Source organism: Mesorhizobium sp. WSM3879 (assembly GCF_002294915.1).
In the GTDB taxonomy this organism is placed as follows: Bacteria; Pseudomonadota; Alphaproteobacteria; order Rhizobiales; family Rhizobiaceae; genus Mesorhizobium.
On sequence record NZ_NSFZ01000010.1, the window covers coordinates 149,761 to 175,017 of the forward strand.

General features: G+C 62.1%; 23 protein-coding genes. 19 read left to right on the forward strand and 4 right to left on the reverse strand.

Translation table 11 applies throughout. From position 1 onward, the window contains the following. Position 1: 1 nt before the first annotated feature. The 3 genes from CK218_RS22160 to CK218_RS30965 form a co-directional block, all read right to left on the reverse strand. Positions 2-1,894 carry a hypothetical protein gene (locus CK218_RS22160; protein ID WP_143749676.1) on the reverse strand — a complete coding sequence of 631 codons (1,893 nt, stop codon included), beginning with the start codon at positions 1,892-1,894 and terminating at the stop codon, positions 2-4. A gap of 739 nt (positions 1,895-2,633) precedes the next feature. Next, the gene (locus tag CK218_RS22165; protein ID WP_245435151.1) at positions 2,634-3,368 is read right to left on the reverse strand and encodes an isoprenylcysteine carboxylmethyltransferase family protein; all 735 of its coding nucleotides are present in this window, start codon (positions 3,366-3,368) and stop codon (positions 2,634-2,636) included. Beyond that, on the reverse strand, positions 3,365-3,724 hold the full coding sequence (locus CK218_RS30965) for a hypothetical protein (protein WP_210201076.1): 360 nt from the start codon (positions 3,722-3,724) through the stop codon (positions 3,365-3,367). Before CK218_RS30965 ends, CK218_RS22165 begins: the two co-directional genes overlap by 4 nt. A 742-nt stretch (positions 3,725-4,466) precedes the next feature. On the opposite strand from CK218_RS30965, the gene CK218_RS22175 reads away from it, so the two are divergent. Continuing rightward, positions 4,467-4,931 (forward strand): hypothetical protein, encoded by a 465-nt coding sequence (locus CK218_RS22175; protein ID WP_095828889.1) that lies wholly within the window; start codon positions 4,467-4,469, stop codon positions 4,929-4,931. Between the two features lie 153 nt (positions 4,932-5,084). On the opposite strand, the gene CK218_RS22180 is transcribed toward CK218_RS22175, so the two are convergent. Continuing rightward, a complete protein-coding gene (locus tag CK218_RS22180; protein WP_245435152.1) occupies positions 5,085-6,392 on the reverse strand; it encodes a hypothetical protein in 1,308 nt (435 codons plus the stop codon). A gap of 442 nt (positions 6,393-6,834) precedes the next feature. On the opposite strand from CK218_RS22180, the gene CK218_RS22185 reads away from it, so the two are divergent. The 18 genes from CK218_RS22185 (at position 6,835) to CK218_RS22275 (ending at position 25,192) form a co-directional block, all read left to right on the forward strand. Continuing rightward, complete coding sequence (locus CK218_RS22185; protein WP_095828890.1) at positions 6,835-9,939, forward strand: efflux RND transporter permease subunit; 3,105 nt, start codon at positions 6,835-6,837, stop codon at positions 9,937-9,939. Then, entirely contained in the window at positions 9,926-10,804 is an 879-nt protein-coding gene (locus tag CK218_RS22190; protein WP_127214972.1) for a hypothetical protein, read from the forward strand. Before CK218_RS22185 ends, CK218_RS22190 begins: the two co-directional genes overlap by 14 nt. A 78-nt stretch (positions 10,805-10,882) precedes the next feature. Continuing rightward, positions 10,883-14,029: an efflux RND transporter permease subunit gene (locus CK218_RS22195; RefSeq protein ID WP_095828891.1), complete on the forward strand. Its 3,147-nt coding sequence runs from the start codon at positions 10,883-10,885 to the stop codon at positions 14,027-14,029. Between the two features lie 895 nt (positions 14,030-14,924). After that, the gene (locus tag CK218_RS22205) at positions 14,925-15,830 is read left to right on the forward strand and encodes an FHA domain-containing protein (protein ID WP_066999928.1); all 906 of its coding nucleotides are present in this window, start codon (positions 14,925-14,927) and stop codon (positions 15,828-15,830) included. Between the two features lie 183 nt (positions 15,831-16,013). Then, positions 16,014-17,411: a site-specific integrase gene (locus CK218_RS22210; protein WP_179294571.1), complete on the forward strand. Its 1,398-nt coding sequence runs from the start codon at positions 16,014-16,016 to the stop codon at positions 17,409-17,411. A gap of 1 nt (position 17,412) precedes the next feature. Then, positions 17,413-17,937, forward strand: a complete 525-nt coding sequence (locus CK218_RS22215) for a hypothetical protein (protein WP_095828893.1) — start codon at positions 17,413-17,415, stop codon at positions 17,935-17,937. Positions 17,938-18,207: 270 nt separating this feature from the next. Beyond that, entirely contained in the window at positions 18,208-18,408 is a 201-nt protein-coding gene (locus CK218_RS22225; RefSeq protein ID WP_095828895.1) for a hypothetical protein, read from the forward strand. Between the two features lie 122 nt (positions 18,409-18,530). Further along, positions 18,531-19,172, forward strand: a complete 642-nt coding sequence (locus CK218_RS22230; protein ID WP_143749678.1) for a helix-turn-helix domain-containing protein — start codon at positions 18,531-18,533, stop codon at positions 19,170-19,172. 79 nt (positions 19,173-19,251) lie between these two features. Next, the gene (locus tag CK218_RS22235; protein WP_095828897.1) at positions 19,252-19,512 is read left to right on the forward strand and encodes a hypothetical protein; all 261 of its coding nucleotides are present in this window, start codon (positions 19,252-19,254) and stop codon (positions 19,510-19,512) included. Next, positions 19,509-20,672 carry an HK97 family phage prohead protease gene (locus CK218_RS22240; RefSeq protein WP_095828898.1) on the forward strand — a complete coding sequence of 388 codons (1,164 nt, stop codon included), beginning with the start codon at positions 19,509-19,511 and terminating at the stop codon, positions 20,670-20,672. Before CK218_RS22235 ends, CK218_RS22240 begins: the two co-directional genes overlap by 4 nt. Further along, positions 20,669-20,848 (forward strand): hypothetical protein, encoded by a 180-nt coding sequence (locus CK218_RS22245; protein WP_095828899.1) that lies wholly within the window; start codon positions 20,669-20,671, stop codon positions 20,846-20,848. Before CK218_RS22240 ends, CK218_RS22245 begins: the two co-directional genes overlap by 4 nt. Then, a complete protein-coding gene (locus tag CK218_RS22250; RefSeq protein ID WP_143749680.1) occupies positions 20,838-21,065 on the forward strand; it encodes a hypothetical protein in 228 nt (75 codons plus the stop codon). Before CK218_RS22245 ends, CK218_RS22250 begins: the two co-directional genes overlap by 11 nt. Further along, positions 21,062-21,241, forward strand: a complete 180-nt coding sequence (locus CK218_RS30295; protein WP_143749681.1) for a hypothetical protein — start codon at positions 21,062-21,064, stop codon at positions 21,239-21,241. Before CK218_RS22250 ends, CK218_RS30295 begins: the two co-directional genes overlap by 4 nt. A 173-nt stretch (positions 21,242-21,414) precedes the next feature. Further along, entirely contained in the window at positions 21,415-22,020 is a 606-nt protein-coding gene (locus tag CK218_RS22255) for a hypothetical protein (protein WP_143749682.1), read from the forward strand. Continuing rightward, complete coding sequence (locus tag CK218_RS22260; RefSeq protein WP_095828902.1) at positions 22,017-22,370, forward strand: hypothetical protein; 354 nt, start codon at positions 22,017-22,019, stop codon at positions 22,368-22,370. Before CK218_RS22255 ends, CK218_RS22260 begins: the two co-directional genes overlap by 4 nt. Positions 22,371-22,722: 352 nt before the next feature. Beyond that, positions 22,723-23,850: a phage tail length tape measure family protein gene (locus CK218_RS22265; protein ID WP_179294572.1), complete on the forward strand. Its 1,128-nt coding sequence runs from the start codon at positions 22,723-22,725 to the stop codon at positions 23,848-23,850. Continuing rightward, entirely contained in the window at positions 23,847-24,539 is a 693-nt protein-coding gene (locus CK218_RS22270; protein WP_095828904.1) for a hypothetical protein, read from the forward strand. The genes CK218_RS22265 and CK218_RS22270 overlap by 4 nt, the downstream gene beginning before the upstream one ends. Further along, positions 24,539-25,192, forward strand: a complete 654-nt coding sequence (locus CK218_RS22275) for a LamG-like jellyroll fold domain-containing protein (protein ID WP_095828905.1) — start codon at positions 24,539-24,541, stop codon at positions 25,190-25,192. Before CK218_RS22270 ends, CK218_RS22275 begins: the two co-directional genes overlap by 1 nt. The last annotated feature ends 65 nt before the right edge of the window (positions 25,193-25,257 follow it).

A 25,257-nucleotide genomic window follows, 5' to 3' on the forward strand; every position in this document is an offset into this window, starting at 1 on the left:
CTCAGTCCAACGTCGAATGGCTTGGCCGGAGGGAAAACGGAAGCGTGATGGCACGCACACGGATTTCGCGCGACGGTTTGCGAACCTTGCTGGACGTAGACTTCTTTTGGCTGACAGCTTTCGTCTGACCTGCGCCGGCCGATGCGCGGCCAGTGCGCGGCTTCAGCGGCGGCTCTATCTGAGCGTCGCGGCGCTGAGCCCGAAGCTTGTCATTATCGGCGCGCGCGGCGGCCAACTCGCGGGCGAAGGAAACCGTCGCTTCACGTTGCTTGTCCAGAGCCTCCTTCAGCCTCATGGCGGCCTGTCCCAAAAGTTGGCGGGCTGTGTCACGCTCGAGGCGGGCTTTGTTGAGGTTCTCTCCGACCGACACTGCTGAAGCGCGTTCTCGTTGCAGAGCCTGCGCCGTCTCGGCAGCACTCTGCTCCGCATGCTCGCTCGCTGCGGCCGCCTTGGTGCGCTCCTGCAACGCCGCGTCGCGCTCCAGCCGGGCCTTGTCGAGGTCCTCCCGGGTCGCGACTGCCGAAGCGCGTTCGCGCTCCAGCGCCTGCGCCGTCTCGCTAGCAGTCTGCTCCGCACGTTCTCTCGCTGCGACAGCCCTGTCTCGCTCCTGCAACGCCGCGTCGCGCTCCAGCCGGGCTTTGTCGAGGTCCTCACGGGCCGCGACTGCCGAAGCGCGTTCGCGCTCCAGCGCCCTCGCTGTTTCAGTTGCAGCCTGCTCGGCATACACTTTCGCCGTGACAGCCTTAGCTCGCTCCTGCTCAACCGCGTCGCGCTCGAGGCGGGCTCTGGTGACGTCCTCTTGGGCCGATATTGCTGAAGCGCGTTCGCGTTCCAGAGCCTGCGCCGTCTCGTCGGCAGTCTGCTCGGCACGCTCTTTGGCTAAGACGGCCTTGGCTCGCTCCTGTTCGGCCGCGTCGCGCTCGAGCCGGGCTTTGTCGAGGTCCGCACGGGCCGCGACTGCCGAAGCCTGTTCCCGCGCCAATGCCTGCGCCGTCTCGGCAGCAGTCTGCTCAACCCTTGCTCGCGTCGCGGCGGCACCGGTCCGTTCCCGCTCAGCCGTGTCCGCGATCGCGGCCTTGGACTGCTCCATTTCAGCGATGTCGGCACGAAGGTCCTCCGACTTCCGGCGCTCCTCGTCAAGCATCCCGCTCGCTTGCGCCAGCGAAGCCTCGGCTCTGGCGCGATCCCCGGCGGCTTTGGCTTCCAGCTGTTCAATTTGCGCTCGCGCTTGCGCTAGGTCGCGCGCCATCCGTTCGGTTCGCTCCCGTTCGAGGCGAGCAGCGGGCATCTGTATAGAGACATGGTCGATGGTTTCGCTGATCCGCGCGCGGACATCTTGCGCAATCCACCGCAATGCCTCGAGCGTGCGGGCTGCCACACGTTCGTTGCGCAAACGCTCCTCGCTGGCGTCGGCGGCGGCTGCCATGCTTGTCTTCAGCACCTCGATCTGCTTGCGCGTCTCAGCGAGCGCACTCTCCAGAGAGGCACTCCTGGCGCGCTCCTCCTCCATCGCTCGGTGCTCCTGGCCAGCCAATTCCGTTGCAGCTGCTGCCTGAGCACGAGCTGCCTCGACCTGTGCTTCGGCAGCGTTGAGATCCGGGTTCGGCAATTCGCCGCTCGTGGGTGCGTCGGCTGATTCGGGCATATCCAATGCCGTGCTGGCAGGAATCTCCAAGGGGCGTGAAAGATCGGGAAGGGAGTAGCTATCGGCCCGCGAAACAGCGGGGGCGCTTTCGACCGGCTTTTGTCTCGTCAACGCATAGCCAAGCGGCACGGCCAGACAAATTGCGGCGACGCTCAAGCGTAACAAGGGGCTCGTCGGCCTGCGAACACGGGGAGGTAAGGCCAAAGCATCGGGCAGGTCCTCGCGCGAGTTCTCGTCCGCTTCGGGCATCGTGTTGAGATAATCCTTTCGCACCCCGGACTTACCGGAGTTTAGACCCTGAACATCCGGGGGCGGGGGCACGGCGGCCGGGGAAGAAGCCGCCTTGGCTGCAAGATTGCGTGGGCGATCCCAGGCCCAAGAAGCCTCATCGAGGGGAATAGGCGTACTTTCGCTCAGGTAGCCATACTGGTGACGCCGTCTCGCTGCGATGAGGATACGCCGGACCACAAGGAAGAAGCCGACCAATACAAATATTGTCATCCCGCCCAGGAGAGCGAGACCTGTGTCGTCTGCGTAAAACCCGGCAAGATCTGACATCGCCGTACCTGCGCGGTTTCCGATGTAACTTTAAGCTCGTGAAGCGGTGTGTGGCTCCTCGCCCTGGCTAACTGCCTGCCTTCGAAGTTGTCATCGCTTCGGCCCCAGTACTGGGGGAATTTTGGCGATGCATGGCTGGGCGCCGGTCGAAAGCCAGCTCGCGCCTCTCCATCCTCAACGTCCCGGGGAGTTCTCCCACGGTGCGCGCCATGCCACCATTTCGGAGTCTGGGACGCTCCATTGTAAAGCTAGGTCACAGACCTCGGTGGTCAACCATCTGGGGACAGTTCGGCCATGCAAAATGGCCATCGCGGTGCCCGGCACGAGCGCCAAGACTCCCGCGGCTACCTCATCAAGCTCGACGAACTGGTGACGATGCCGAAATCGGCAGGCCATTTGGTCCTGCTGCTGAGAGAGGATCTGGCGGATCTCAGTAGATCGTCATGAGGATCGGCAGGTAACTGCCTGCTCGCAGTTGTTCGATTGCTTCAATGGCGGGATAGGCTGCGGGGAAGTACAGTCCATCCTGGAAGTTGCGCTTGAGCGCTTTCGGGGAGAAGACAACTTCGGCAGAGTCCGTATATTGGGACAGTTTCGGCCAGAACAGCGGCGTATAGCGCGCATAGGAATCGTATTGCGAGCCGAAGATCGTCTTCAGGTGTTCGGCCTCTTTGGCTGCCGTGATGACCAAGATCCAATAGCTGAAAAATCCCAGCGCCAGAGCGACGGCGATCGATCCATGGATCAATCCGATCCCAGCTGCTCCAAGCGTAGAAAAGAGATAGAGCGGGTTTCTGGTCAACGAGTAGGGGTCGGAGGTAATCAACTCCAGATTCTTCTTTGAACCGATATAGAGAATGCTCCACATTCTGCCAACGAAGCAGGTGAGGACCAGGCCGAGACCCGCCATCTGGATCAGTTCATGTACGCCCCCACCCAATCCGGGGTGCGAAAACAGGATAACAGTTGCAGCAACCAGCCCCGCTGCCCGAGCGGCGTTTATTCGCATCCTTTGATTGACTGACTGAACTCTCATCGAGGCCCCCGGGAATGAAGAGGCCGCGTTTCTGGGCTCCGCATTTTGACGGCACCCCCCGATATGCGGCTCGCTTGCGCTTGCCAGGCTTTGCTGGCCGTGCGGTTGAACAGGAGGGGTATCGATCATTGGATCGTCTCCTCGGTAAGCTGAAGGAAGACGTCCTGGAGCCGCCCGCCCTCGGCCTCGAAGGCGAGAATCGGCATCTCGGCGCGGATCAGGACGTTCGGGATTTCGTTGTTGAGATGGCGGCTTGGAGGTGTTTTGGTCGGATCAAGAAGTTCGACGCGCAGCCAGCCCGCGTCTCCGTTGACAAAATGTCCCGTGATAGGCTGCAGAATGGTCGTCAGGATGCGGATGGAGGTCGCTTCTGTGTCGATCGTTCCGCCTGCGCGCCGGCCGGGTTCTTGGCTTCCTCGGCCCAAACGGCGCTGCAGGCAAAACGCCTTTCGTGACCCATAGGACTTGTTAGGGTCTTCGGGCACGAAGACGTGAGCAGACGAGCCGGGCGCTACGGCGACACTTCCGCGAGACATTCAGTGCAGGCTCCCTCGTGCCTGCCAGCACGCTTTCAGGTTGACGCGCCTATTTATCGCTGCAGTCGTTAGGCTTTACGATTCGGCAGTTGAGCTGACTCGCTTGCGACGGGATTACCCCTTTTTGCGAAGGGGCCTCGTCCGTGATGTCCGACATCAACGCCAGAGTGGGCTTAACCGACAGCGGGATTTCGGCTCATTGTAGCGCTTGAAGGAAGTCGTCGCCGAGCAGGCGCTGGAGCTGCGGCTGCAAAAAGGCATGATCGCGACGGGAGCGACGACGGTCCCCGGAACGGCGCCACCTCCCGCTGGGGGCGTCCGGAACTTCGCATGAGCCGCTACGGCTTTCGGTTAGGCCGGCAAAGCCGTTTTGGGCTATCGGTCCGCCGGCGCGCTTTGTCCTATCTTAGGTTTCCAACGTCGGGCAACGGTCGCGCTGGGTCCCTTAGCCAGCCTACGCTCCGCTGGCTAGCGCGGCGGGTCGGTTGCGCAACACTTGTCAACCTAGTGGGTCGCATTGCTGCAGGCGAAGCTCGCGCAAGTACGTACAGCCGCACACCGCCGCAGAGCCATTAGGAGTAAGCGAACTCGGCGCCGCGGCAGAGGCGGCAAAGCGGCACTGCGTGCTTGTCTGGTCGAGTCCAGTGTTGGTGCTCCGAAAGCCGATGAGATCATATGAAGGAGGTCCCCCATGAAACCTGTTCGTTACTGCCTGGCGCCCGGCGCGTTCGTCCTCGTGCTTGCCGGGGCGACCGGCGTGTCGGCCGCGGAACAGCCGATCGCCTGCAATAAGGTGCCGTTGGTGGTGCGGGACATGTTCCACAAGGATTTTCCCGTCGCCAAGGTCAAGGCATGCGCCCGCGAGGTCGAGAACGGAGAACTGGTTTTCGAGATAGCAAGCGTCGAGGGCGCAATGACGCGCGATGTGCTCTACCATAAAGACGGCAAGGTCATCGTCGTCGAGGAATCAATTCCGATGGAAGCGGTGCCTCAATCGGTGCGTGCGGCCGTTGATACGAAATTCGCAGGTGGAAAGATCAAGCTTGCGGAGAAGCTGATGCGCGACGGCAAGGTGAGTTACGAGTTCCAGATAAGCTACAAGGGCAAGAACGTTCAGCCCGTCTTCGATCCGGATGGAAAGGAAGTGAAGGGCTGATGGGCGAAACTCTTGCACTGAAGGGTCGCTGACATAGCTTCAATCGGCCTGAGAGAAGAAACAAGTCCGGCGCAGGCAGACGGGCTTGCGGACCTCACTCGAGTTCAGCAGAAGGCAGCCGTCAACAAGCGCCGGACATCCGGACGATCGAACCTACCTGCCTAACTTCACGTGTCCGCCGAATTGGAGCGTCGCGCGCACACTGAAGGTGTGCGTTCTCTCGTCCTCAGCATTCTCCGCGAATGTGTAGGCGGCGCCGAGGTTCCATTTCGCCGCGCCGGACGGCGCGTCTTCTTCTTCCCCAGACGCATAAATTACTTCGAAATCCGCCAATTGCTCGCGGGTGTCCGGACCGTCGGCGACAAAGTTCCGCTGATGCGTGTAGGTGGCTATGTAGGTCATAGGTTGCACTTCCAGCGCGACAGATCCGGTGAGAAGCAGAGCGTCGTCCGGACCGCCATCGAAATGCTTGAGGTAGGCCGATTCGCCGAGAAGCCTCAGTGTGTTCCCGTTGAGGTCGAAGCTTCCAGTGGCGGCAGCAAGGTAGGCCAATTCATTGCCGGTCCCCGGCAGCGGTTCCTCTTCTTCTTCCTCCTCCTCCTCCCCTGTGTCGACGGCCAGCCCGGGCTTCTGGTATCGGATGCCAAGGCGATAGCCGAATTCACCGTCCTTGTAACAATCGCCCTTTTCCGCCCCTTTGCAGCCATCAAGGGTAACTGAGAATGAGGATAAACCGGTGGTGTTGCCGGCACCGCCATCCGCCAGCGCGAGCCGTCCACGGTTGGTAAAGAGCGACTCGCTGAGGAACGTCCGGTCGGTCGTGAATACCGTCGCGGCCAGGGCATGGTTCAGCCCAAAGCCCTCGAAGCCAACAACAGCTTCGCCACCCAGACGTTCGTCAGCGTCGAAAACAGACGCCAGATCCGGGGCGTGTATCCCCGGCAGGGCTTCGCTGGCCAGGCTGAACACCGTGTCGAACTTTCCGGCCCTCACGGTCAGGGGATCGACCTTAGCGAGAGCGTAGAGCTCACCGACATAGGTGCCGATCCCTTGAAAGGCCGCATCCTCCCCGGGGTCCGGGTCGACCACGGGCTCGGTAACGATGGCACTCACGAACCGAAGATAATCCGTCGGCGCGTAGAAAAGATCGAGCTCGAACTTCGGAAACAACACATTGGATCTCAGGAAAGACGGATGTGCGCCAAATATCCAGTCGTTCTGCAATTCCGCGGTAGCCTCGTACCCCGCGCAGGGCGCGGCGCATTCTTCGGCCAGAGCCGGTATCGTTTCTTCGGCCAGAGCCCGTTCGTGCTCCTCCGCCAGTGCAGAAGCCGAAGAGTACAGCAGCCCTATGCCACTAAGCGCTAAGATAAAAAGGCGAATGACCGGCGAGCCCCCATGAGATGCACCACGCGTCGATGATATCCGCTGATTCCACTGTGGCAACTGCGATTTCGTCATTTTGTCCCTTACAAACGCGACTTGTCTCATACAAACGCAAAAGTGTCGCATCCCTACAACACTGCTTCGCTGTTCCGCGCCCGGTACGCTCCCCCGAGGACCGCCGGCGCAGCAAATTGGCGGTCCCGCTTCGCCTTCCTCGAATCAATATTCGGGCACTCCCCGACCGAGGCAAATTGCGCCAGAGCACGTCCAGCCTTTCGCTGGAAACAGACACACGCGCATGCAACCGACGCGAGCACTCACGGCGTGAGTGGCTATCCTAATAAATTTGTATGAACTATTTCTCTACTCCAAAAGTTAGAGACCCGCCGGATATACGGTAATAGCGCCTTGCAATATTGATTAATTATGCGGCGCCCTCCCGCATGATACGCTTTGGGACTGTCTCTGATCTGTCGCAGGCGCGCTTTCGCGCGCCGCGGAATCGCGGGGGGTTGCCGTGCTGCAAACGCTCGTCAAGCTGAGTCTCGAATTTCGGCATCTGGTCCTAGCAGCCGCGCTACTCTTGGTAGCGGCGGGTGCCGTTCTGCTTCCCAAAGCCAAAACCGATGCTCTTCCCGAGTTCGGGGCGCCGGTCGTGGAGGTGCAGACCGAGGCGCTCGGCTTGTCGACAGGCGAAGTGGAAAGCCTGGTGACCATCAATCTCGAAGAGATTCTGACCGCGACGCCCTTCCTCAAATCAATTCATTCCAAGTCGGTGCCGGGGATGGCTTCGGTGTTGCTCACCTTCGAGCCCGGCATGGATCCGATGAAAGCCCGACAAATGGTGCAGGAGCGTCTTACGATGGCTTGGGCCCTGCCCAATGTCTCGAAGCCGCCCACCATGCTGCAGCCGAAGTCGGCGGCAGGCCGTGCCATGATCGTCGGACTGTCGTCCAAGACCGTGTCGCTGATCGACATGTCGGTGCTGGCCCGATGGACGATGACGCCGAAGCTGCTCAGCGTGCCGGGCGTCGCCAACGTCGCGATCTGGGGCCAGCGCGCTCGCCAGCTTCAGGTGCAAATCCAACCTCAGCGCCTCGAATCGGCCGGCGTCTCGCTCGATGAGGCCGTAGAGAGCGCCGGGGATTCGCTCTGGGTCTCGCCGCTCAGTTATCTGGAAGCGTCAGTACTCGGAAGCGGAGGCTGGATCGACACGCCGAACCAGAGGCTCGGCATCCAGCATGTGCAACCGATCAGCAAGGCCAGCGACCTGACGAAGGTTGCTGTCCCGTCTTCCGCGCTCAGGCTAGGAGACGTGGCCGAGGTCGTCGAAGGCCATCCGCCGCTGATCGGCGATGCGATGATCAACGGACAGCCTGGCCTCATCCTCGTTGTCGAGAAGCTTCCCAACGTCGACACCAAAGCGGTCGTAGCGGGGGTCGAAGCTGCGCTCGCGGAGTTGAGCCAAGGTATGCCGGGCATCGACATCGACGCCTCCCTCTACCGCGCCTCCGACTATGTCGACAGCGCCTTGGCCAATCTGGTCCGGATGGTGATCGCCGCCATGGTGGTCGTGTCCGTAGCCCTCTTCCTGTCCTTGACGCCGGTCGGCGCGGCGAGCATCGCCGTCGTCGCGATCGTCCTGTCGTATGTCGCGGCACTTGTCGCTCTCTATTTCAGCAGCCCGATCTTCAACCTGATCCACCTGGCCGGCCTCGCGGCCGCGCTTTCCCTCGTGGTCGACACTGCGGTAGTGGCTGCCGAGGCCATCGGGCGGCGCCTCCGCGCCGGTGGCGGCCGTCCGATCGCCGCGCCTGTATTCGATGCGATCGGCGAGATCGGCAAGCCAATGATCTATGCAGCGGTGATCGGTCTGCTGGCGGTTGCTCCGATTCTCGGACTCGACGGCGAAACCGCGGCATTCTTCCGGCCGCTGGCTCAGGCCTATGTCGTCACGGTGGCCGCTGCCATGATCGTCGTGCTCTTGGCGGCGCCCGCTCTCGCGATGGTTTTTTTCCGCTCGGGCAGCGCAGCAGGAAACAGGTCCGAACCTGTGGTGGCGCAGCTGTTCGGTGGGGCCTACGGGCGGCTGCTGGGGAAGTTCTCGGCGACGACCGGTCCTGCCTATGCGATCGTGGGTCTCGGCGCGTTGGCGCTGCTCGCGGCGACGCCCGCCCTGAAGTGGTCGCCGTCGCCGTCCTTTGACGAAGGCACCGTCCGCGTTTCGTTCAAGGCCGCGCCGGGTGCATCCTTGCCCGCCATGATCCGCACGATGGCGCGACTGGAATCCGAAGTCCGCGCAATCGACGGAGTCAGCTCTGTCGCTGGCCATCTCGGCAGGGCCATCACGGGCGACCAGGTCACCGGCATCGAATCCGGGCAGCTCTGGATTGGGCTCGACGAGCGGGGGAACCGAGCCGCCGCACTGTCGCAAATTCGCGACACGATGGAAGGCTTCGCGGACCTCGAGGTGAAGGTTGAAGGCTATCTGGCCAGTACGGCCGGGCGGATCTTCGCCGACGCCGGCGAACCAGTGGTGGTCCGCATCGAAGGGGCCGAGACGGCCGTGCTTGAAGAGCAGGCAAAGCTCGTCGCGGCGAGAATCGCCGCCGTTGACGGCATCAACTCCGTACGCATCGACAAGAACGCTTTCTCGCCCGAAATCGAGGTCAAGGTCGACGTTGCGGAGGCTGCCGCACGTGGACTGAAACCGGGAGACATCCGGCGCGCGGCAGCGACGGTCTTCGCCGGGCTCGAGGTTGGCAATCTGTTCGAGCAGCAAAAGGTCTTCGAAGTGGTCGTTTGGGGGGCTCCCAACGCACGAAGCAGCATCGCCGACGTCGAGAATCTTCTGATCGAAACGCCTGATCGCCCGCATACACGCCTTGGCGATATCGCCGAGGTGCGGATGGTGCCGCAGTTGAGCACCATCGAGCGTGACGGCGTCACGCGCAGCATGGACGTTCACGCCAGCGTCGCAGGCCGCAGCGTCACGGCAGTGGCGGAAGACGTGGCGGCAGAGCTCAAGAAGGTGCAGCTCCCCTTCGAATACCATGCCTACGTTCGGGGCGAGTATGCCGAGAGCCGTGCAGCCATGCTGCAGGTGACGCTCTTCGCAGCGTCGGCGGCAGTGCTGATCTTCTTCCTGCTGCAGGCGGCGCTGCAAAGCTGGCGACTGGCGACCGGCATGTTCCTTTCGCTGGTGGCAGTGTCGGGTGGCGTCGCGGCGATCCTCGTGGCGGTAACGGGCACCGTTTCGGTTGGGGCGCTTGCCGGACTTCTCGCCGTCCTCGGGCTTGCACTCCGCAACGGTCTGGTTCTGGCCAGCCGCGTCGATCGGACCGGGGAGGGTGACGAATCCTGGCCGGACCGTGTCGCGGCGGCCGCGCGCGAGCGCTTTGCGCCTATGCTGACGAGCACGCTGGTCACCTGCCTCGCCTTCCTTCCCGCAGTGGTCATGGGCAGCGCCGCCGGTCTGGAGATTTTGCATCCAATGGGATGGGTCGTGATCGCAGGCGCAGTCATTTCAGTCCTGATCAATCTGTTCGTCCTACCGGCCATGATGCTCCATTCCGGCCCGGTTTCACGACGCCTTGGAGGAGTTGCACATGCTTCGCAATAGGCTTTTTCTTAAGTCATCCCTCGTCGCCGGTGTGGCTTTCGTCGTGGTTGCCACGGGACCCCTCGCGGTCGCGGAGTCGCCCGCAGGCGCGCCTGCCAAGCTGGTAGAGGTCGCAGGTTCCCCATTTCCACGCGTGGTTCTGACCGAACAGGCTGCCAAACGACTGAGCATCCAGACCGAAGCGCTGCGGGAGGAGACGGCCAAGCGGTGGATGATGATGAACGCCCAGGTCGAGATTGCGAGCGGTGAACCGTCGGTGAATGCAATTACGGAGACGGCTTCCATCGCGCCGGCCGGTGAAAGCGGCCAAGCACGGCAATCCCTGATCAAGGTGCCTGTGGACGCGGCGAGCCAGATGTTGATCGCGGTTGTCGACGACGAGGATGACGAGGACGAGACCGGCGACCACGACGAGTTTGCCGAGATTTTCGGCGTCGCCAACCCGGCGGACGAGGATAAGGACGGTCTAGTGGTCGTGCTGCTGACCGGCCAAGGCCGCTCCGGTAAATATTACACGGCGCGGCCGGTGGCGGTGAAGGACCGGGACGACGGGCGGTTCTTTGAATTCCTCGAGGCAAGCAGCGGCGTCAAGCCAGGCGATCATGCGTTCGTGGCGATGAAGGCGCCGGAGAGCGGCAGCATGGCGAAGATCGTGCCCTACTCGTCGGTTGTCTATGACGAGCACGGGGACAGCTGGCTCTACTCCAATCCGGAGCCGCTGGTCTTCGTCCGCCAAAAAGTGGCTGTCGAGCGCGTCCTTGGCGACATAGCAGTGCTGTCGGACGGACCAGCGCGCGGTACGCCGGTCGTGTCGGTCGGCGCGGTCGAGCTGATGGGGGTTGAATTGAAGTTTGGCGGCCACTGAGCGGGCGTGAAAGACATTCCGTCGCTTGCGAACGCCTGAGTTAGCCGGCGTCCAATCATCCGAACAAAGGACAGGGCCATGTTCCGCTGGATCATCGGCACGAATCTGAAATATCGGTATCTGGTACTGGCCGCGGCAGCGCTGATGGTGCTGCTGGGTCTGGACGTGTTCCGCAAGATGCCCGTGGACGTCTTCCCCGAATTCTCCCCGCCGCTGGTGGAGATTCAGACCGAGGGTATCGGCATGTCGACCGCCGAGGTCGAGGAGCTGATCACCATTCCCCTCGAGGACGCACTGCGCGGCACACCGGAACTCGACGTCATCCGCTCGAAGAGCGTGATGTCGCTGTCCTCCATTGTCATGATCTTCAAGCGGGGAACCGACATCATGCACGCCCGGCAGCTCGTCCAGGAGCGCGTGCAGCTTGCGTCGGCCAGACTGCCGTTCGGCTCGAGCCCGCCCGTCATGCTGCAGCCCTTGTCGTCGACCAGCAGGACCATGAAGATCGGCCTATCGTCGAAGGAGCTCACTCAGCTCGACCTGTCGATGACCGCCTATTGGAAGATCCGCTTCCGCCTGCTGCGCGTGCCCGGCGTCGCCAACGTGGCGATGTGGGGCGAAAAGCTCAAACAGCTGCAGATCCAGGTCGATCCCGCACGCATGCTGAAACACGGCGTGACGCTGAACGAGGTCATGGAGGCTTCGGCCGATGCGCTGGACTTCGGCCTGCTGCCGATGTCGAGCTCAGCCAAGAGCCAAACCGTAGGCTTCATCGACACCGACAACCAGCGGTTGTATATCGGCGCCGACATAGCGTCCAGCGTGAAGCTGGAGGACGTCAAGAGAATTCCGGTCGAGTCAAAAGCCGGCGAGCGACTGGTACTGGCGGACTTTGCCGACGTCACCTGGGGGGAACCGCTGCCGATCGGCGACGCTGTGATCAATGACGGTCCCGGCATGATGCTGATCGTCGAGAAGTTCCCGTGGGCGAATACGCTGGAGGTCACGCGCGGCGTCGAGGCCGCCTTCGCCGAAATGAGGGACGGCCTCAAGGGCATCGACGTCGACCTGCAGATCTTCCGCCCGGCGACGTTCATCGAGCTCTCGATCCATAATCTGACAATGGCCTTGCTGGTGGGATCGGTCCTGGTGGTCTGCGTTCTCGGCGCCTTCCTGTTCGAGTGGCGGGTGGCGCTCATCAGCCTGCTGGCGATTCCGCTCTCCCTGGTCGCGGCGGGACTTATTCTCTACTGGCTCGGAACGACCATCAACACGATGGTGCTGGCCGGCTTCGTCGTGGCGGTGGGATCGGTGGTGGACGACGCTATCATCGACGTTGAAAACATCACGCGGCGATTGCGCGAGAATCGCCGCAGCGGCGCTGGCAAATCGGTGGCATCAGTTATCCTGGAAGCATCGCTCGAGATCCGCAGCCCGATCGTCGCCGCGACCCTCATCATCGTCATCTCGGTCGTCCCTGTGTTCTTCATGGGTGGTCTGTCGGGCACTTTCTTCGTACCGCTGGCGACGTCCTATTCCATCGCGCTCCTCGCTTCGATGGCCGTGGCGCTGACGGTGACGCCGGCACTCTGCCTTATCCTGCTTCAAGGAGCGCCGATCGAGCGCGTCTCGCCGCTTGTCGGGCGGTTGCAGCGAGGCTATGCCGCCATGCTGTCGCGGATCATCGCGGCTCCTCGCACGATCTTTGGGATCACCGCGGTCGTCGTGGTCGCGGGATTGGCCGTTTGGCCGCTGCTCGGAACCTCGCTCCTGCCCTCCTTCAAGGAACGTGACTTCCTCATGCACTGGCTGACGCCGCCCGGGACATCGCATGCAGAGATGTACCGGATGACGGTGGCTGCCAGCAAAGAACTGAGATCCATTCCCGGGGTGCGCAACTTCGGCGCTCACATCGGCCGGGCGCTGGTGGCCGACGAGGTGGTGGGCATCGACTTCACGGAGAACTGGATCAGCGTCGATCCGAAGGTCGATTATGACGAGACCCTGAAAGCGGTTCAGGACACGGTCGGCGGCTATCCCGGTATCTATCGCGACGTCCAGACCTACCTTCGCGAGCGCGTGAAGGAAGTGCTCACCGGGTCGGGCGAGTCGATAGTGGTTCGGATTTTCGGGCCTGACGCGGCGATGTTGCGGGAGCAGGCGGTGAGGGTCCGCGACGCCCTGACCGGCATCGAGGGCCTGATTGACCTACACGAGGAGCCGCAGAAGACGGTACCGCAAATTCAGGTCACCGTGGATATCGCCAAGGCGGCTTCCAGGGGTCTCAAGCCCGGCGATGTTCGTCGCGCTGCTGCCGTGATCTTCGCCGGTCACGAGGTGAGCGACGTTCATCGCATCGGAAAGGTGTATGACGTCATGGTATGGTCGACGCCCAAATCGCGGCGCGGCCTTGACGACGTACAGAACGTTCTCCTGGATACCCCCGACGGCGGTCAGGTCCGGCTCGGCGACGTTGCCGAAGTCAAGATTGCCCCGGTGGCCAGCACCATAAAACGTGAGAACGCCTCGCGCCGCCATGACGTGCATGCCAACGTGCGCGACCGCGACCTGGGCTCGGTCGTCCATGAGGTTGAGGAGCGCCTGGCCAAGTTCGAGTTTCCGCTCGGCTATCATGCCCAGCTGCTGGGCGAGGCGGCGGAACGCAGGGCTGCGCAAAGCAGGCTCGTCTATGCCTCTGTTGTCGCCGCGGTCGTGATCTTCATGCTGCTGCAGGCCTCCTTGAGAAGCTGGAGGCTCGCTGCCCTGGTTTTCCTGTCACTGCCGGCCGCTATGGTCGGCGGGGTCATCGCCGCGTATCTGGGCGACGGCATCATCTCGCTAGGCGGCCTCGTGGGGTTCCTGACGGTGTTGGGCATCGCGGCCCGCAACGGGGTGCTTCTGATCCACCATTTCCTGTATCTGGAGCGCGAGGAGGGCGAGCCCTTCGGACCGGAACTTGTCCTGCGCGGCGCGCGTGAACGCCTTTCGCCCATTCTCATGACGACGCTGGCGACCGGTCTTGCGCTCGTCCCCCTGGTTGTCACCGGCAACATTCCCGGGCAGGAAATCGAACATCCGATGGCCATCATCATTCTGGGCGGGCTGATCACGTCAACGCTTCTGAACCTCTTCGTCGTGCCTGCCATCTATCTCAGACTCGGTTCGCTGCAGGCGCGATCGCCGGCGCGGACCACAGGTCTCGGCCTGGAACCATCTCCCCTTTGATGCAAAGCCCGAGATTTAGACCAGAACGTTCGTGACTCTACCGCATCCAATCCACCGGCTATACCGTTGGCGATCATCTCGATCGCGCAGCGAAAGAGCATGACAACTTACAAAACTCGGAGGACTTGGAGCAGCAAGGAAAGCGTCCGTGTTCACAAAGCAGGCGGACAGAGCCAGGGCTAGCCGGCGGGGGCTAGGAAACGAAATACGGCACCGGCTGACGACAAATATACGCTCCTGCCGCTATGATGGGGCACGCATCCATAGGTGAAGCAGCGTCGCTAATTCCCGCGCGGTCTGGGTTTTGGTCCTGGTAGGCTTTCGCACGGATTTGCGGCCAATCTGGCGATTCGCGGATCTCTTAGCCAGACAGTCTTCTTTCTTCTTTCTAGAATCTCGTTGCGGCCCACATCGACGGCCGATTGGCCTTTCGCGGCAAGGGCATAGTCGGCTCGGTTCGTGCGATAGTCTTCCTTTTGGATGGACATTTTTTTCCTCCCGGTCCGCGGCTCCCTCCACTAGCCTGGACGCAGAACACTAGCTGCCGATGCATGGCAGGAGTCTACAAATTGAGGATTGTATTAAAATGATACACTCCACCCGCTCGTCTCACGCGCACGCCACCCAGCATTGCCCTGAACCGGCCTGTATGCCGCGCCTATTATCCTCGTCCTCGCTTTCGGGATGCTGTTCCGGACCGCATCGTCCGCTTGCTTTTCAACGTGCGCTTGGCAGCCTTGGTCATAGCCGTGGAAAGTTTCTTGCGCATTTGCCGGGGCGGCAACAAGGCCGGGTTGTCGCCGTGCAAGATGGTCACACCACAGCACCGGCTCCCAGGCGGGCAAGCAGGGTGAGTTATGCTATATACGTCGCGTTCTTGGTCGGATACGAGCCGATGGATCAGGAAAGACTTCTGGCCGCAGTCCTCCTAGCTGATGTCGTGGGCAGCACGCCGCTCTATGAGCGCATCGGCGACGATGCCGCTCTGCAGCAGATCTCGGATTGCCTCGACGCGATACGCGAGATCGTCGCCCGGCACGGCGGTGACTTCATTTACTCGAAGGGCGATGACGTGCTCAGCCTGTTCGACAGTTCGGAGGCGGCGCTGAGGGCCGTCTTCCAAATCAGCAGCGAACTGACGAAAGGGCCGTTGCACGCCCGGATCGGATTGCATTTCGGGGCGGTCATTCGCGCGCGGGGCGCGGTATTCGGAGACGTTATCAATGTCACCGCAAGGTTGTCCACCACGGCCAACCCCGGGGAGGTGCTGATCAGCCAGAGCTTCTTCGAAGCCCTTTGTGCGGATAGCCGCAGTGCCTTGCGGCTCCTCGACAAAATGGCTTTCAAGGGAAAGCAAGAACTCTTCGATGTCTATACCCTGGGGAGCGAGGATCGGGCCCTCAGTACGCAGATCGTCAGCCGGGGCACCGTTATCGAGAGACGCTCCGCCCCGCCGCGGCAGATCAATCTGGTCATCCGCTATGGAGATCAGTTGCGATCCTGCCGAAACAACGAATTGGTGACGATCGGCCGATCCCCGGAATGCAACATCGTCATCCAGCGGCCCTGGGTCTCAAGGCACCACGCGACCTTCACCATTTCGAATGGCAAGGCGGTGCTTATCGAGCGAAGCTCGTCGGGCACATTTGTGTCGATGGGACCCGACCATGAGGTATTCGTGCGCCGCGAAGATATTCTTCTCTTCGGCTCCGGCGTCATCTCGCCTGGACGCAGATCGTCCCTCGACGACGCCGAAATCCTTTACTACGAAATTACCTCAGACTGGCCCGGCCCGGCTTGACCGTTGCCGCATGCTGCCGGATCCAGCGCCGCGCGCTTGCAGAATCGGAAGTTCATTCAATCAAATGAAACAATGGCAATTGGCTCCCCGGGCCGGATTCGAACCAGCGACCAACCGGTTAACAGAGGTTTTCCTAAGCAACTTCACGCATCGACTTGCGACGTACTGTTATAGGCAAAACCCTTGCCCTGCAAGGCTTACGTCGCTGCACGCCGTCGCCGCGCGTCGCATGGTGTATCGACAAAGCGCATGGTTTTGTGTAGATCATCCTGTAGATCAACATGCACCGGTTTCTCGGGGGACCGCATGCCGACCGTCGAACTCACCGACAAATTCATCCAGTCTGCCAAGTGCCTCTCTGGCCGGAAGACGGACTATTTTGACACGGTCGTTAAGGGCCTGGTGCTCCGATCGTCGTCGGGCGGGCAAAAGACCTGGTATGCTGTTTATGGGCCGCCATCCAAACGGCAATGGCTAAAGCTTGGGACATATCCTGAGATCCCACTCGGAAGCGACAAGGGCGCTCGTCAGAGGGCAAAGGACACCCGGGCGAAGGTGGGCGACGGCGGCGACCCAGTCGCCGACAAGAAGGCGCTGGCGGCGTCACAGACGGTCGCCGACCTCGTCGACAACTACATCGCCCGACACGCTACAGGTAAGCGCAGCGGCGACGAGATTGGCCGGCGGCTGCGCAAGAACGTCTCCGAAGTCATCGGCACCATCAAGCTGGCAGACCTTCATCGCCGAGACCTAACCCGCTGCATCGATGCGGTGAAGGACAGGGGCGCTCACGTCGAGGCAAACCGCATCTTTGAAGACCTGAGGGCCATGGTGAGATGGGCGCGCGGGCGTGGCGACCTCGACGAAAACCTGGTGGAGGGCATGAAGCGGCCGACCGAGACGACCGAGCGTGACCGCGTTCTGCCATCTGGCGAGATAAAGACCATGTGGGCGGCGCTGCCCGATGCCGACATGCGGGAATCGACGAGGCGCATCCTCCGGCTTTGCCTTGTCACCGGCCAACGCGTCGGGGAGATTTCCGGCATGGTCCGCGACGAGCTGGACCTCGATAAGCGCGTCTGGACGATCCCGTCGGCACGGGCCAAGAACAAGCGCGAGCATGTCGTGCCGTTGTCGGACATGGCAGTGGCCATCATCCGCGATCAGATCGCTGCCATCGAGGCGCTTTCCGAGCGCAAGGACAGAGACGTGCCAAACTGGGTCTTCCCCGGACCCGGTTTCCGCGCCGCTGTTACCGGCGCGTCGGTGCCGAAGGCAGTGAAGCGCGAGGAAGTCGTAAAGCGCGGCGTCCCGACCATCATGGGAATCGCGCCTTGGACGCCTCATGACTTACGGCGATCCGCGGCGACGGGCATGGCCAAACTCGGCGTCTCCCCTTTCATAGTAGCGCACGTGCTGGGCCATGTTTCGGTGACGAAAGCCACGGTCACCGGAAAGCACTACGACCACTACGACTACGCTAAGGAGAAACGGGAGGCGCTGGAGCTTTGGGCCGATCGGCTGTCCGGCATCATCGAAGGCAGGGGCGACGTCGTCGTGCCAATGATGAGGTCCGCGTGATATGGATGAGGTCACCGCCAATCTCGTCGGCTCCCTTAAGGTCGTGCGAAGCCTCTATGATCGCCAGGACGAGCGCTGGCAGAAGGTGCTTGTGGGCGTGCTTGGCAAATATCTGACGGCTATAGGCATCGATCGCTCGCTGGCGGATCCGCTGCACGCCCTTATGCTCGAGATCGGCCACGACCTCGAGAGCAAGCGGCGCCGAGAAGCCGGAACTGCCGGGACTGTCAAACCCACGTCTCATGTGGCTCCGTTGGCTTTCGCCGCGGCAGCCGTCACAACGCTGAAAACACGGCACGGCGTGTCACTACAAGACGCACTGGCGAAGGTGTCGAAGGTATCCGGGTTTGATCGGAAGGAAATCAACGAGCACCGTAATCGGCTCAGCCGAGGCGGCGGGCAGGTCGCTCAAGGCGCACGACAAGCGCATGACCTCGCAGTGAAGGAGTTTCGAGACCTGAGCTATTCACAGGATGATGTTTTGCTCTTCGTTACCGACTTGGCTCATTTTTGTAGATCGGCCTAGTTCCTTCTAACAAGCGTCAAGCTGCACCTTTCTGCGCGAACCCGCAACGAAAGGAAAAGTCATGCAGCAGCCTGCTTTCACCTTGGTCGATGAGCCCGAGGCCTGTCGCATTCTCGGCAACATTCACCGCGCGACACTCCACCGCGGCATCGCAGCCCGGCGATTCCCAAAGCCACTCAAAATAGGCCCAGGAAGCAACCGCTGGCGCGATGACGAGCTCTATGCAGTTCTCGCGCGGGCCGACGCAGCACGCTCTCCGGAGGCCGCGTAATGGGCCAGGAAGATCGCGAACCCGACTTCGTCATTCAGGAAGCCGCCAGGTGGCTCATCGAGACACCCAAGGCTCTCCGCCCGCGGCCGACCGTGGTTGAATTGCGGGCGCGCTTCCCTCTGGACGCCCAAGAGGCTTGTGCGGCGATCGCCCTTGCCAATCGCATCAGGTCGGGAGGCGCCAATGACGCGGCCGCCTGAAAACCGAAAGCCCGTCGCGGACCAGACGACGGGCTCTTCAGAAATGCCTTCGGAGGGGATGACCAAAGACCGTAACAATATAACACCTGATCCGGGCGGTCAGCAAGGCAGCGGTGGCGCCGGTGGCCAAGCCTGAACGCAAGCCGCTGCCGTGGGAGAAGGAACTCGTCGATCTGACCAAGTTCGACTGGCTCACCGCCGTCGGCCTCTCGCACGACCACAAGCACAGCCCGCTGCAGTTGCGTGTCGCGATCGCGATCATGCAGCATGCCGATGCCAAGTCGATGCTTGCCTGGCCGTCTCAACGCACGCTTGCGCAGTATGTCGGGGTCGCCGCTGAAAGCCAGATCCGACGTGCCGTGCTGGCGTTGTGCGAGTCGGGGGCGATCACCCGCGGCCGAATATCAAGCCTGCAGGAAGATGACCAGGCGAAGGTCACGCGCAACAAACGAGGCGTGGCCTATCGGCTCAATGTGATGTGGGCATTCGAGACGCTTGAGGCCTCGCAAAAGCCGCTGCCGAGGATGCCGAAACAACTGAGATACGGATTGGCGGCCAAGGCTGCAAGGGCTCTAGTTGACCGCTCTACGGTAGAGCGCAACGACCGCCCTACGGTAGAGCGGTATACACCGCCCTACGATAGAGCGCCTTATCAGAAGGGGAACAACAGAGATCAGAGAAAAGAAGCTCTGAACGAAGAGAGTCCAGCGTCTACGCGCGATGGCCTTGCCAACGGTTATGCAGCCGTATCGAGGGGCACATGACCGCGGCGCGCGCGCTCTCCCTCGCCCTCACCATCGCCGCCGTCGGCGTCATCCTGGCCGCCGTCGTCGGGGCGCTGCCATGACCGGCGCCGAACGCATGCGCAAGCACCGTCAGCGACTTCGGGAAGGCACGATGCCGATCGTCATCGACGTCGACGCTGTGAACCTGTCCGCCTTCCTGGTCGCTGCCGGCCACCTCGCCGCGGACCTGGCAGAGGACCGCGAAGCTATCCGCGCGGCGGCCGAGATATGGATTGCGCGAGCCACATGCGCCGCGGCGTACGAAAGTGTGACGCTGTCACGCCGCGCCTTGCTCAAATCAGATATCGATTCGGCATGACTGACACCCGCAACTTCAAGGCCGTCCTCGCTTCCAAGCTCAAATTCTTGGGCGGCGCCGAGCATTTCGTCACCGGCATCGCCAGCACATCGCGCCTCGATGCGCACGGCCACGTGCTGCACCCGGAAGGCGCGCGCTGGGATGCCTTGCCGATCGAGCTGCTTCGCGAGCACGACCCCAACCAGCCTCTCGGTCACATCGTCGAATTGAAGGCTACCAAGGCCGGGTTGAAGTTCAAAGCTCGCATCGACTCGGCCGACGCTTGGGCCGACATGCGTGCCGGCGGGCTGCGCGGTGTTTCGGTCTCATCGAAGCCGATCGACTTCGATCGCATCGATGGCAAGATGATTTGGAACGAGTGGACCATCGCCGAAATCTCGCTTTGCGAGGCGCCGGCCAACGGCGATGCCATGGTCGAGGGATGGGAGATCGTCGACACGGCCAAGCATGCGCCGATCGAGCACCATCAGTCGGTCGTGGTCGATACCAAGGCCACACAATTACGCGACATCAGCACCAGGCTGCGCGATCTGGCCAAGGCTCGCCAGAAATACGCGAATCGCTATCGGCAAGTCATCGGCGCCGAACGTGACGCAATGGCTGCAGCCTTGAAGACGGTCGACGCCGAGACACAGCGATTGATCGAGAAGCAAGTCCAGCTTGAGACCGGGATCGAGCCTGAAGCCAAGCAGGCCACAGCGCCAGCGCAGCCGCCGCGGTCGTGGGAGGTCAAGGGCCTCGCCGAGCCTGAATATCCCTGGGGCGCCCGCAAGGCTGGCGACAAGGCGCGGATCGACAAGGCGTTTGAAGCTCACCTGGAGTATTACCAGGACCACTTGGCTAAGGTCTTTCAAGAAATAGGCCAAGTGCCGGACGATGCGGCAACTATCGAGGACACCGTCTTCATCCATGCAGTTCAGAAGGCAGGTTTCATCTGGACATCGCGGCGGGTGCAGGAACTCGAGGAGCGTGTCGCCGAACTGGAAGCCAATCAGCAGAAGTTCGCGGGCGTCCACCAGCGCAGCCTGCCATATCGTAAGGGGAATTTGGTCGTGCACGCCTCAAGCCTGTGGGTCGCGCTCGCCGACATCCCCGAGGGCGCGATGCCAGGCACGTCCGACCTGTGGCAGATGGCCGTCAAAGCCGGGAGCGTTGGATGACGATCAAGCCACGCAAGACACCCATGAGCCGGGCACCGCGCGACCGCGCCGACGTCGACGCTATCGGTCGCAAGCTATTCGGCGCGAAATGGGACAAGCACCGCGCCGCCCTCGATCGCGAGGCAGAGAAGCGCCGCAAGCGCAACCAAAAGCAGGACGACGGCGATGGATGCTGACAGCCCAGGACCACAATGGACCCGCGTCGAGATGCTTCCCGGCGAAGAGCCAGAGGATGCCGTGCGCCGAATGCAGCCGCCTCCGCTGACGTTCGAAGAGCAGCTCGCCGTCGAGGTCGACATAGTTCGAGAGCACTTCGGCCGTGAGCCGAGGCCAATCGAGATGAACGCGCTGATCCGCCTGGTGAAGCGTCGCAACGGGATCACGCATCAATGAGCAATGGCCCCTTTTTCTCAACTGTCGTCATCGGCAGCGATGTTCTCGGCCACGTCGTGCGGAACGATGATGGCCGGTTCGAGGCTGACGCGGACGGCGTATCTCTGGGATCGTTCTCGACGCATGATGAGGCCGCGGCCGCTGTAGTCGCTGCTCACAAGCCTAAACGAGATTGATCACGATGACGCGCCGCATCGAGATCATAGGCGACGGCTGCCAAGTTCCCTCCGCTCTTGTTGCAGCCGTCGCCACCCGGGGGGGCCTTCTGCTTTCGAGATCGAACCGCTTGGGCCGGGAACCGCCGGGGGCTCATGCGCAGTTCAATCGCCATGCGTAGGAGAAAATTCCTGTGAAACTGCAATGCCCTCCGCGACTTAGGTCTAAGGCCGATCGCACCCGCTTCAACCGCGTGGTCAATGATCTGGCACGCCATGACCTCGACCCGGAGAGCCGGATAGAACTCATCGTCGACTATGTCGAGATTGATCGCCGGATCGCTGATCTGCGCAAAGACGCCAATGGCGGCACTATCGCGACCAGGCTGGCGACCACCAGGGCGCTGAACGTCGCGACGGCCGAACGCAGGCGATTGCACCAGCGTCTTTTCGCCGGCGCCCGGAAGCCTGATGAGGTGCTGCCGCCTGTGGCCGTGGAAGCCGCGGCGAAGCCGAGCAACCTTGCTGATGAAAGTTGGCGCCGCCACTACCATCGCCGGCACTTCGGCCTGCCGACGCTGATCAATGACGGCACGCCTGAAATGGACCGGCTGATCGCCGAGTATAAACGCGAGGGCGAGGAGCTTCGCGAACGGTTCGGCAAACCATCCTGGTCCGCGTTGCTCTATGCGTCGGTCGAGGAGGAGATTGAGGCCAAGCGGATCATCGCGGCATATAACAACCGGCAGTGGCGGACGAAGCCGAGGCGCGCCGCCGCAATGGAGGGATCGGATCGATGAAAGCAGCAGAACAACTCGCTCTCGCTCACCAGCGGATGACGCCCGCCGAGATCGCGGCCAACGCGCTCGAGTTGGCGAGTCTCGCCGAACAGATGGCCCAAGTGCTGGTGCACAATGACATCCTGGTCACGGCCTTGGATAATTCCCTTGGCCAGGTCATGACACAGATCCGCCAGGCTCAAAACCTCAACGTGACGAGCCGGAAGTCTCAGTCGCGCGACCTTGTCGCCGAACTCGCGGCGCTGCCCTACGAGCGGCAAGCGAGCCGTGACGCCCTAATCGCTGGGGTGTCTTCCGAACTCCATGGGCTGGTCAATCCGAAGGGATACGATGATGGCAGTGCAGCTTAGCAGCCTTCGTGTCAGCGCCGAGCTCGACGCTTCGAAGTATGTCGCTGGCGCGCAGCAAATCGCCTCGGCGACCAAGCAGGCGTCGGCAGGCAATGCGGCGCTCGGCGCCAGCGTCACGCAGGTCCAGACGAAAATCAGCGCCGCCGGCGACCCGCTCGAGCGGCTGTCGCGGCAGTTTGTTGATGGGTACGCGGCAAGCCAGCGCATGGCGACTGCTTTCAACACGCTCGGCCGAGCCGTCGATACCGGCAAGGTGTCCATGATGCAGGCCGACAAAATCCTGGACGGAATCCTCGCCAAATACAGGATGGTCGGCGATGCATCGCAGTTCATCGTCCGCGGCCAGAACGACATGGCGGCCGCCATCGGCAGAGCCAACACCCGCTTTCTGGAACAGCAGAACCGGGTGCCTGCCAATAGCAACCGGCTTTCCGGTTTTCAACTGCAGAACCTTGGCTTCCAGGCGAACGACGTCGCCACGATGGCCTTAATGGGCGCTTCGCCCGGGCAAATTGCCGTCTCGCAGGGCGGCCAGATCCTGCAGACGCTGCAGATGGGCGAAGGCGGTATCGCCGGCTCGCTGAACGCAATCAAGGGCTCGGCCGTTGCTGCCGGCACCGCTCTGGCCGGCATGCTCGGAACAACCGGGCTGATCGCAACCGGGTTCGGCGCCGCTGCCGTTGCTGCCGGTGCCTTCTATCTCGCCACCCGCGAGAAGGCGAAAGAGTTGAACGCGATCCTTTCGGAGCAGAAAGACATCGTCCAGTCGCTCGGGCCTGCCTACGAGGGCCTTTCCCGCATCGGGCAGAATGGTCCGTTCGAAAACCCTGGTGTTGCTCGGCTGGCCCTGCAAGCCAACCTGGTCGACGCGCGCAAGGCCATGACGGAGCAGGTCCAGGCCGCGCTTAAGGAGACCAGCGGTTCGGGCGGCACGTTCCTGAGCCTCATCGGCGCGCTGCCGGAAGGGGTTCAGAGCGCGCTCGGCCGCAGTCAGACGTCGATCGAGTTTGAACGCATCATGGATTCGGCTTCAAGAGGCGAGACGAGCATCAACGACGCGCGCGCCGCCTTGGTGAAGTTCGGCCAGGAGCACCCGGATTTTTCGTACATCATCGGCCGGTTCATCTCGATGACCAGCACGGCGGCGGCGACGGAGCGGCAGGTCAAGTCGCTGGAAAACACCGTCAACGGTCTTGGTGATCCTTCTCGAGCGTCGGTCGGCTTCGATCGGATCCAGCAGTTCGGACGCGACCAGTCCACCATGCGCCAGCGCTTCGGCGACGATCCGTTCGCCGCTCAGCGCGAAGATCAACGGCAGAAGGTCATTTCGCTGAAGGAAGCCCAAGACGAGCGCAACCGGTCCCTCGACCGGACGATCGCCAGCGCACAGCTCGATATCGCCCTGACTGGCAAGACCGCTCCCGAGGCCGCCGGCTTCGTCGAGCGCTATGCCCGCAAAACCCGAAAGGACCGTCAATGAGCGCCTTCATCGCCGTGAAGCATCCGAACCGTGTCCAGTTGCTGACCGACGGCGCCCGCTACAATCAGGATCATGTCCTGACCGGCATTGTGTGCAAGGTCTGGTCGGCCGCCAGCGTGCCGCTCGCAATCACTGGGCGGGGCAACCTTCAAGTGGTCGAGCATATCGCGCGGGAGATCATCGCCGAGGCCGACGCCGAGGGCTCAGTCGACCGCGTTACCGAAAGCTTCCTGCCCGAATACGTCGAGGATATCAGGGCGGCCGGTGTGAAGGACTGTGACCTGGCGATCGCCGTTCATTCCGAAACGACCGGGCCGGGTCTGTATTTCTTCGACACCGGCGGCAAGCTGGGCAACTTCAAATTCCAGAGGCAAGACAGCGTTTGGTGCGCCGTCGAGCTTACCGGCAAAGAACTATATGACCTGGCCGGCGCGCGCTTCCTGACCAACGATCCGGCCTACCTCGACGAAAAGGGCGCGGACCTCATGGAACTCATCCGTTCCAAGCCGACGCAAGGCTATTACTCAGTCGGCGGGCATTGCCAGCTAACCACGGTGACGGCCGAAGGTGTCGAGACCGTCACGCTTCGACGTTGGCCGCAGGACGCGGTTGGCAGCAAGATCGATCCGGCAGGCAGGCCGACAAACCGTCATGAGCGACGCGCCGCGGCGGCCCGGAGGGCGGCCTAATGGCGAGATCATTCGCCGGTGGAACGGATCGCCTGCAATGGACGGTGCCCACTGTGCCGCCGAATGCAGGTTGCATCGCGTTCAAAATGAAAACCACACAAGCCACTGTGAACGCGGCAGTGCTGTCCTATTGGAGCGGTGGCAGCCGAAACGGCTGGGGTCTCATTCTCAACAACACCGCCAACAAGATTTTGGCTCAAGGGGTCAGTTCATCTTCAGCGCAAGTGCAGATCACCTCGACATCGAGTGTCAACGACGGAAACTGGCGGTCGATTGCTTTCAACTACAATCGCGCGGCAGGCGGCGCTAACGCCCTATTTATCGACGGCGCCCAGGAGGCGACGGGCAACAGCGGCAGCGCATGGACAACCGGAAGCACAAACTTCTGGATCGTCACAGGGGATGATTCAGACACGTTCTGGGCATCTTACGTTGGCGAAATTGCAGAGATCGGGCATTGGAATGCGCAGCTCGACGCGGCCGAAATCGCGTCGTTAGCGAAGGACTTTTCCCCGTTGCTCATTCGCCCGGCCTCGCTGATCTTCTATGCGCCGGTCGTTCGGGAGACGCGGGAATTGAAGGCTGGACTCGCCGGCAATACGACGGGCGGCACTGTCTCTGACCATCCGCGCAAGATCGGCCCTGGTGTTTGAGGGTCATGCGGGATCACGAGCTTACCGAGCGCCCTGGCCGCGGATGGACCCCATGGGCCAAAGGG

Excerpts from the sequence above, each read along its gene's own strand:
- CK218_RS22160 (WP_143749676.1), bottom strand. The coding sequence starts at position 1,894 with ATGCCCGAAGCGGACGAGAACTCGCGCGAGGACCTGCCCGATGCTTTG.
- CK218_RS22165 (WP_245435151.1), bottom strand. The coding sequence starts at position 3,368 with ATGATCGATACCCCTCCTGTTCAACCGCACGGCCAGCAAAGCCTGGCA.
- CK218_RS22175 (WP_095828889.1), top strand. The coding sequence starts at position 4,467 with ATGAAACCTGTTCGTTACTGCCTGGCGCCCGGCGCGTTCGTCCTCGTG.
- CK218_RS22180 (WP_245435152.1), bottom strand. The coding sequence starts at position 6,392 with ATGACGAAATCGCAGTTGCCACAGTGGAATCAGCGGATATCATCGACG.
- CK218_RS22190 (WP_127214972.1), top strand. The coding sequence starts at position 9,926 with ATGCTTCGCAATAGGCTTTTTCTTAAGTCATCCCTCGTCGCCGGTGTG.
- CK218_RS22195 (WP_095828891.1), top strand. The coding sequence starts at position 10,883 with ATGTTCCGCTGGATCATCGGCACGAATCTGAAATATCGGTATCTGGTA.
- CK218_RS22205 (WP_066999928.1), top strand. The coding sequence starts at position 14,925 with ATGGATCAGGAAAGACTTCTGGCCGCAGTCCTCCTAGCTGATGTCGTG.
- CK218_RS22215 (WP_095828893.1), top strand. The coding sequence starts at position 17,413 with ATGGATGAGGTCACCGCCAATCTCGTCGGCTCCCTTAAGGTCGTGCGA.
- CK218_RS22225 (WP_095828895.1), top strand. The coding sequence starts at position 18,208 with ATGGGCCAGGAAGATCGCGAACCCGACTTCGTCATTCAGGAAGCCGCC.
- CK218_RS22235 (WP_095828897.1), top strand. The coding sequence starts at position 19,252 with ATGACCGGCGCCGAACGCATGCGCAAGCACCGTCAGCGACTTCGGGAA.
- CK218_RS22240 (WP_095828898.1), top strand. The coding sequence starts at position 19,509 with ATGACTGACACCCGCAACTTCAAGGCCGTCCTCGCTTCCAAGCTCAAA.
- CK218_RS22245 (WP_095828899.1), top strand. The coding sequence starts at position 20,669 with ATGACGATCAAGCCACGCAAGACACCCATGAGCCGGGCACCGCGCGAC.
- CK218_RS22250 (WP_143749680.1), top strand. The coding sequence starts at position 20,838 with ATGGATGCTGACAGCCCAGGACCACAATGGACCCGCGTCGAGATGCTT.
- CK218_RS30295 (WP_143749681.1), top strand. The coding sequence starts at position 21,062 with ATGAGCAATGGCCCCTTTTTCTCAACTGTCGTCATCGGCAGCGATGTT.
- CK218_RS22260 (WP_095828902.1), top strand. The coding sequence starts at position 22,017 with ATGAAAGCAGCAGAACAACTCGCTCTCGCTCACCAGCGGATGACGCCC.
- CK218_RS22265 (WP_179294572.1), top strand. The coding sequence starts at position 22,723 with ATGGCGGCCGCCATCGGCAGAGCCAACACCCGCTTTCTGGAACAGCAG.
- CK218_RS22270 (WP_095828904.1), top strand. The coding sequence starts at position 23,847 with ATGAGCGCCTTCATCGCCGTGAAGCATCCGAACCGTGTCCAGTTGCTG.
- CK218_RS22275 (WP_095828905.1), top strand. The coding sequence starts at position 24,539 with ATGGCGAGATCATTCGCCGGTGGAACGGATCGCCTGCAATGGACGGTG.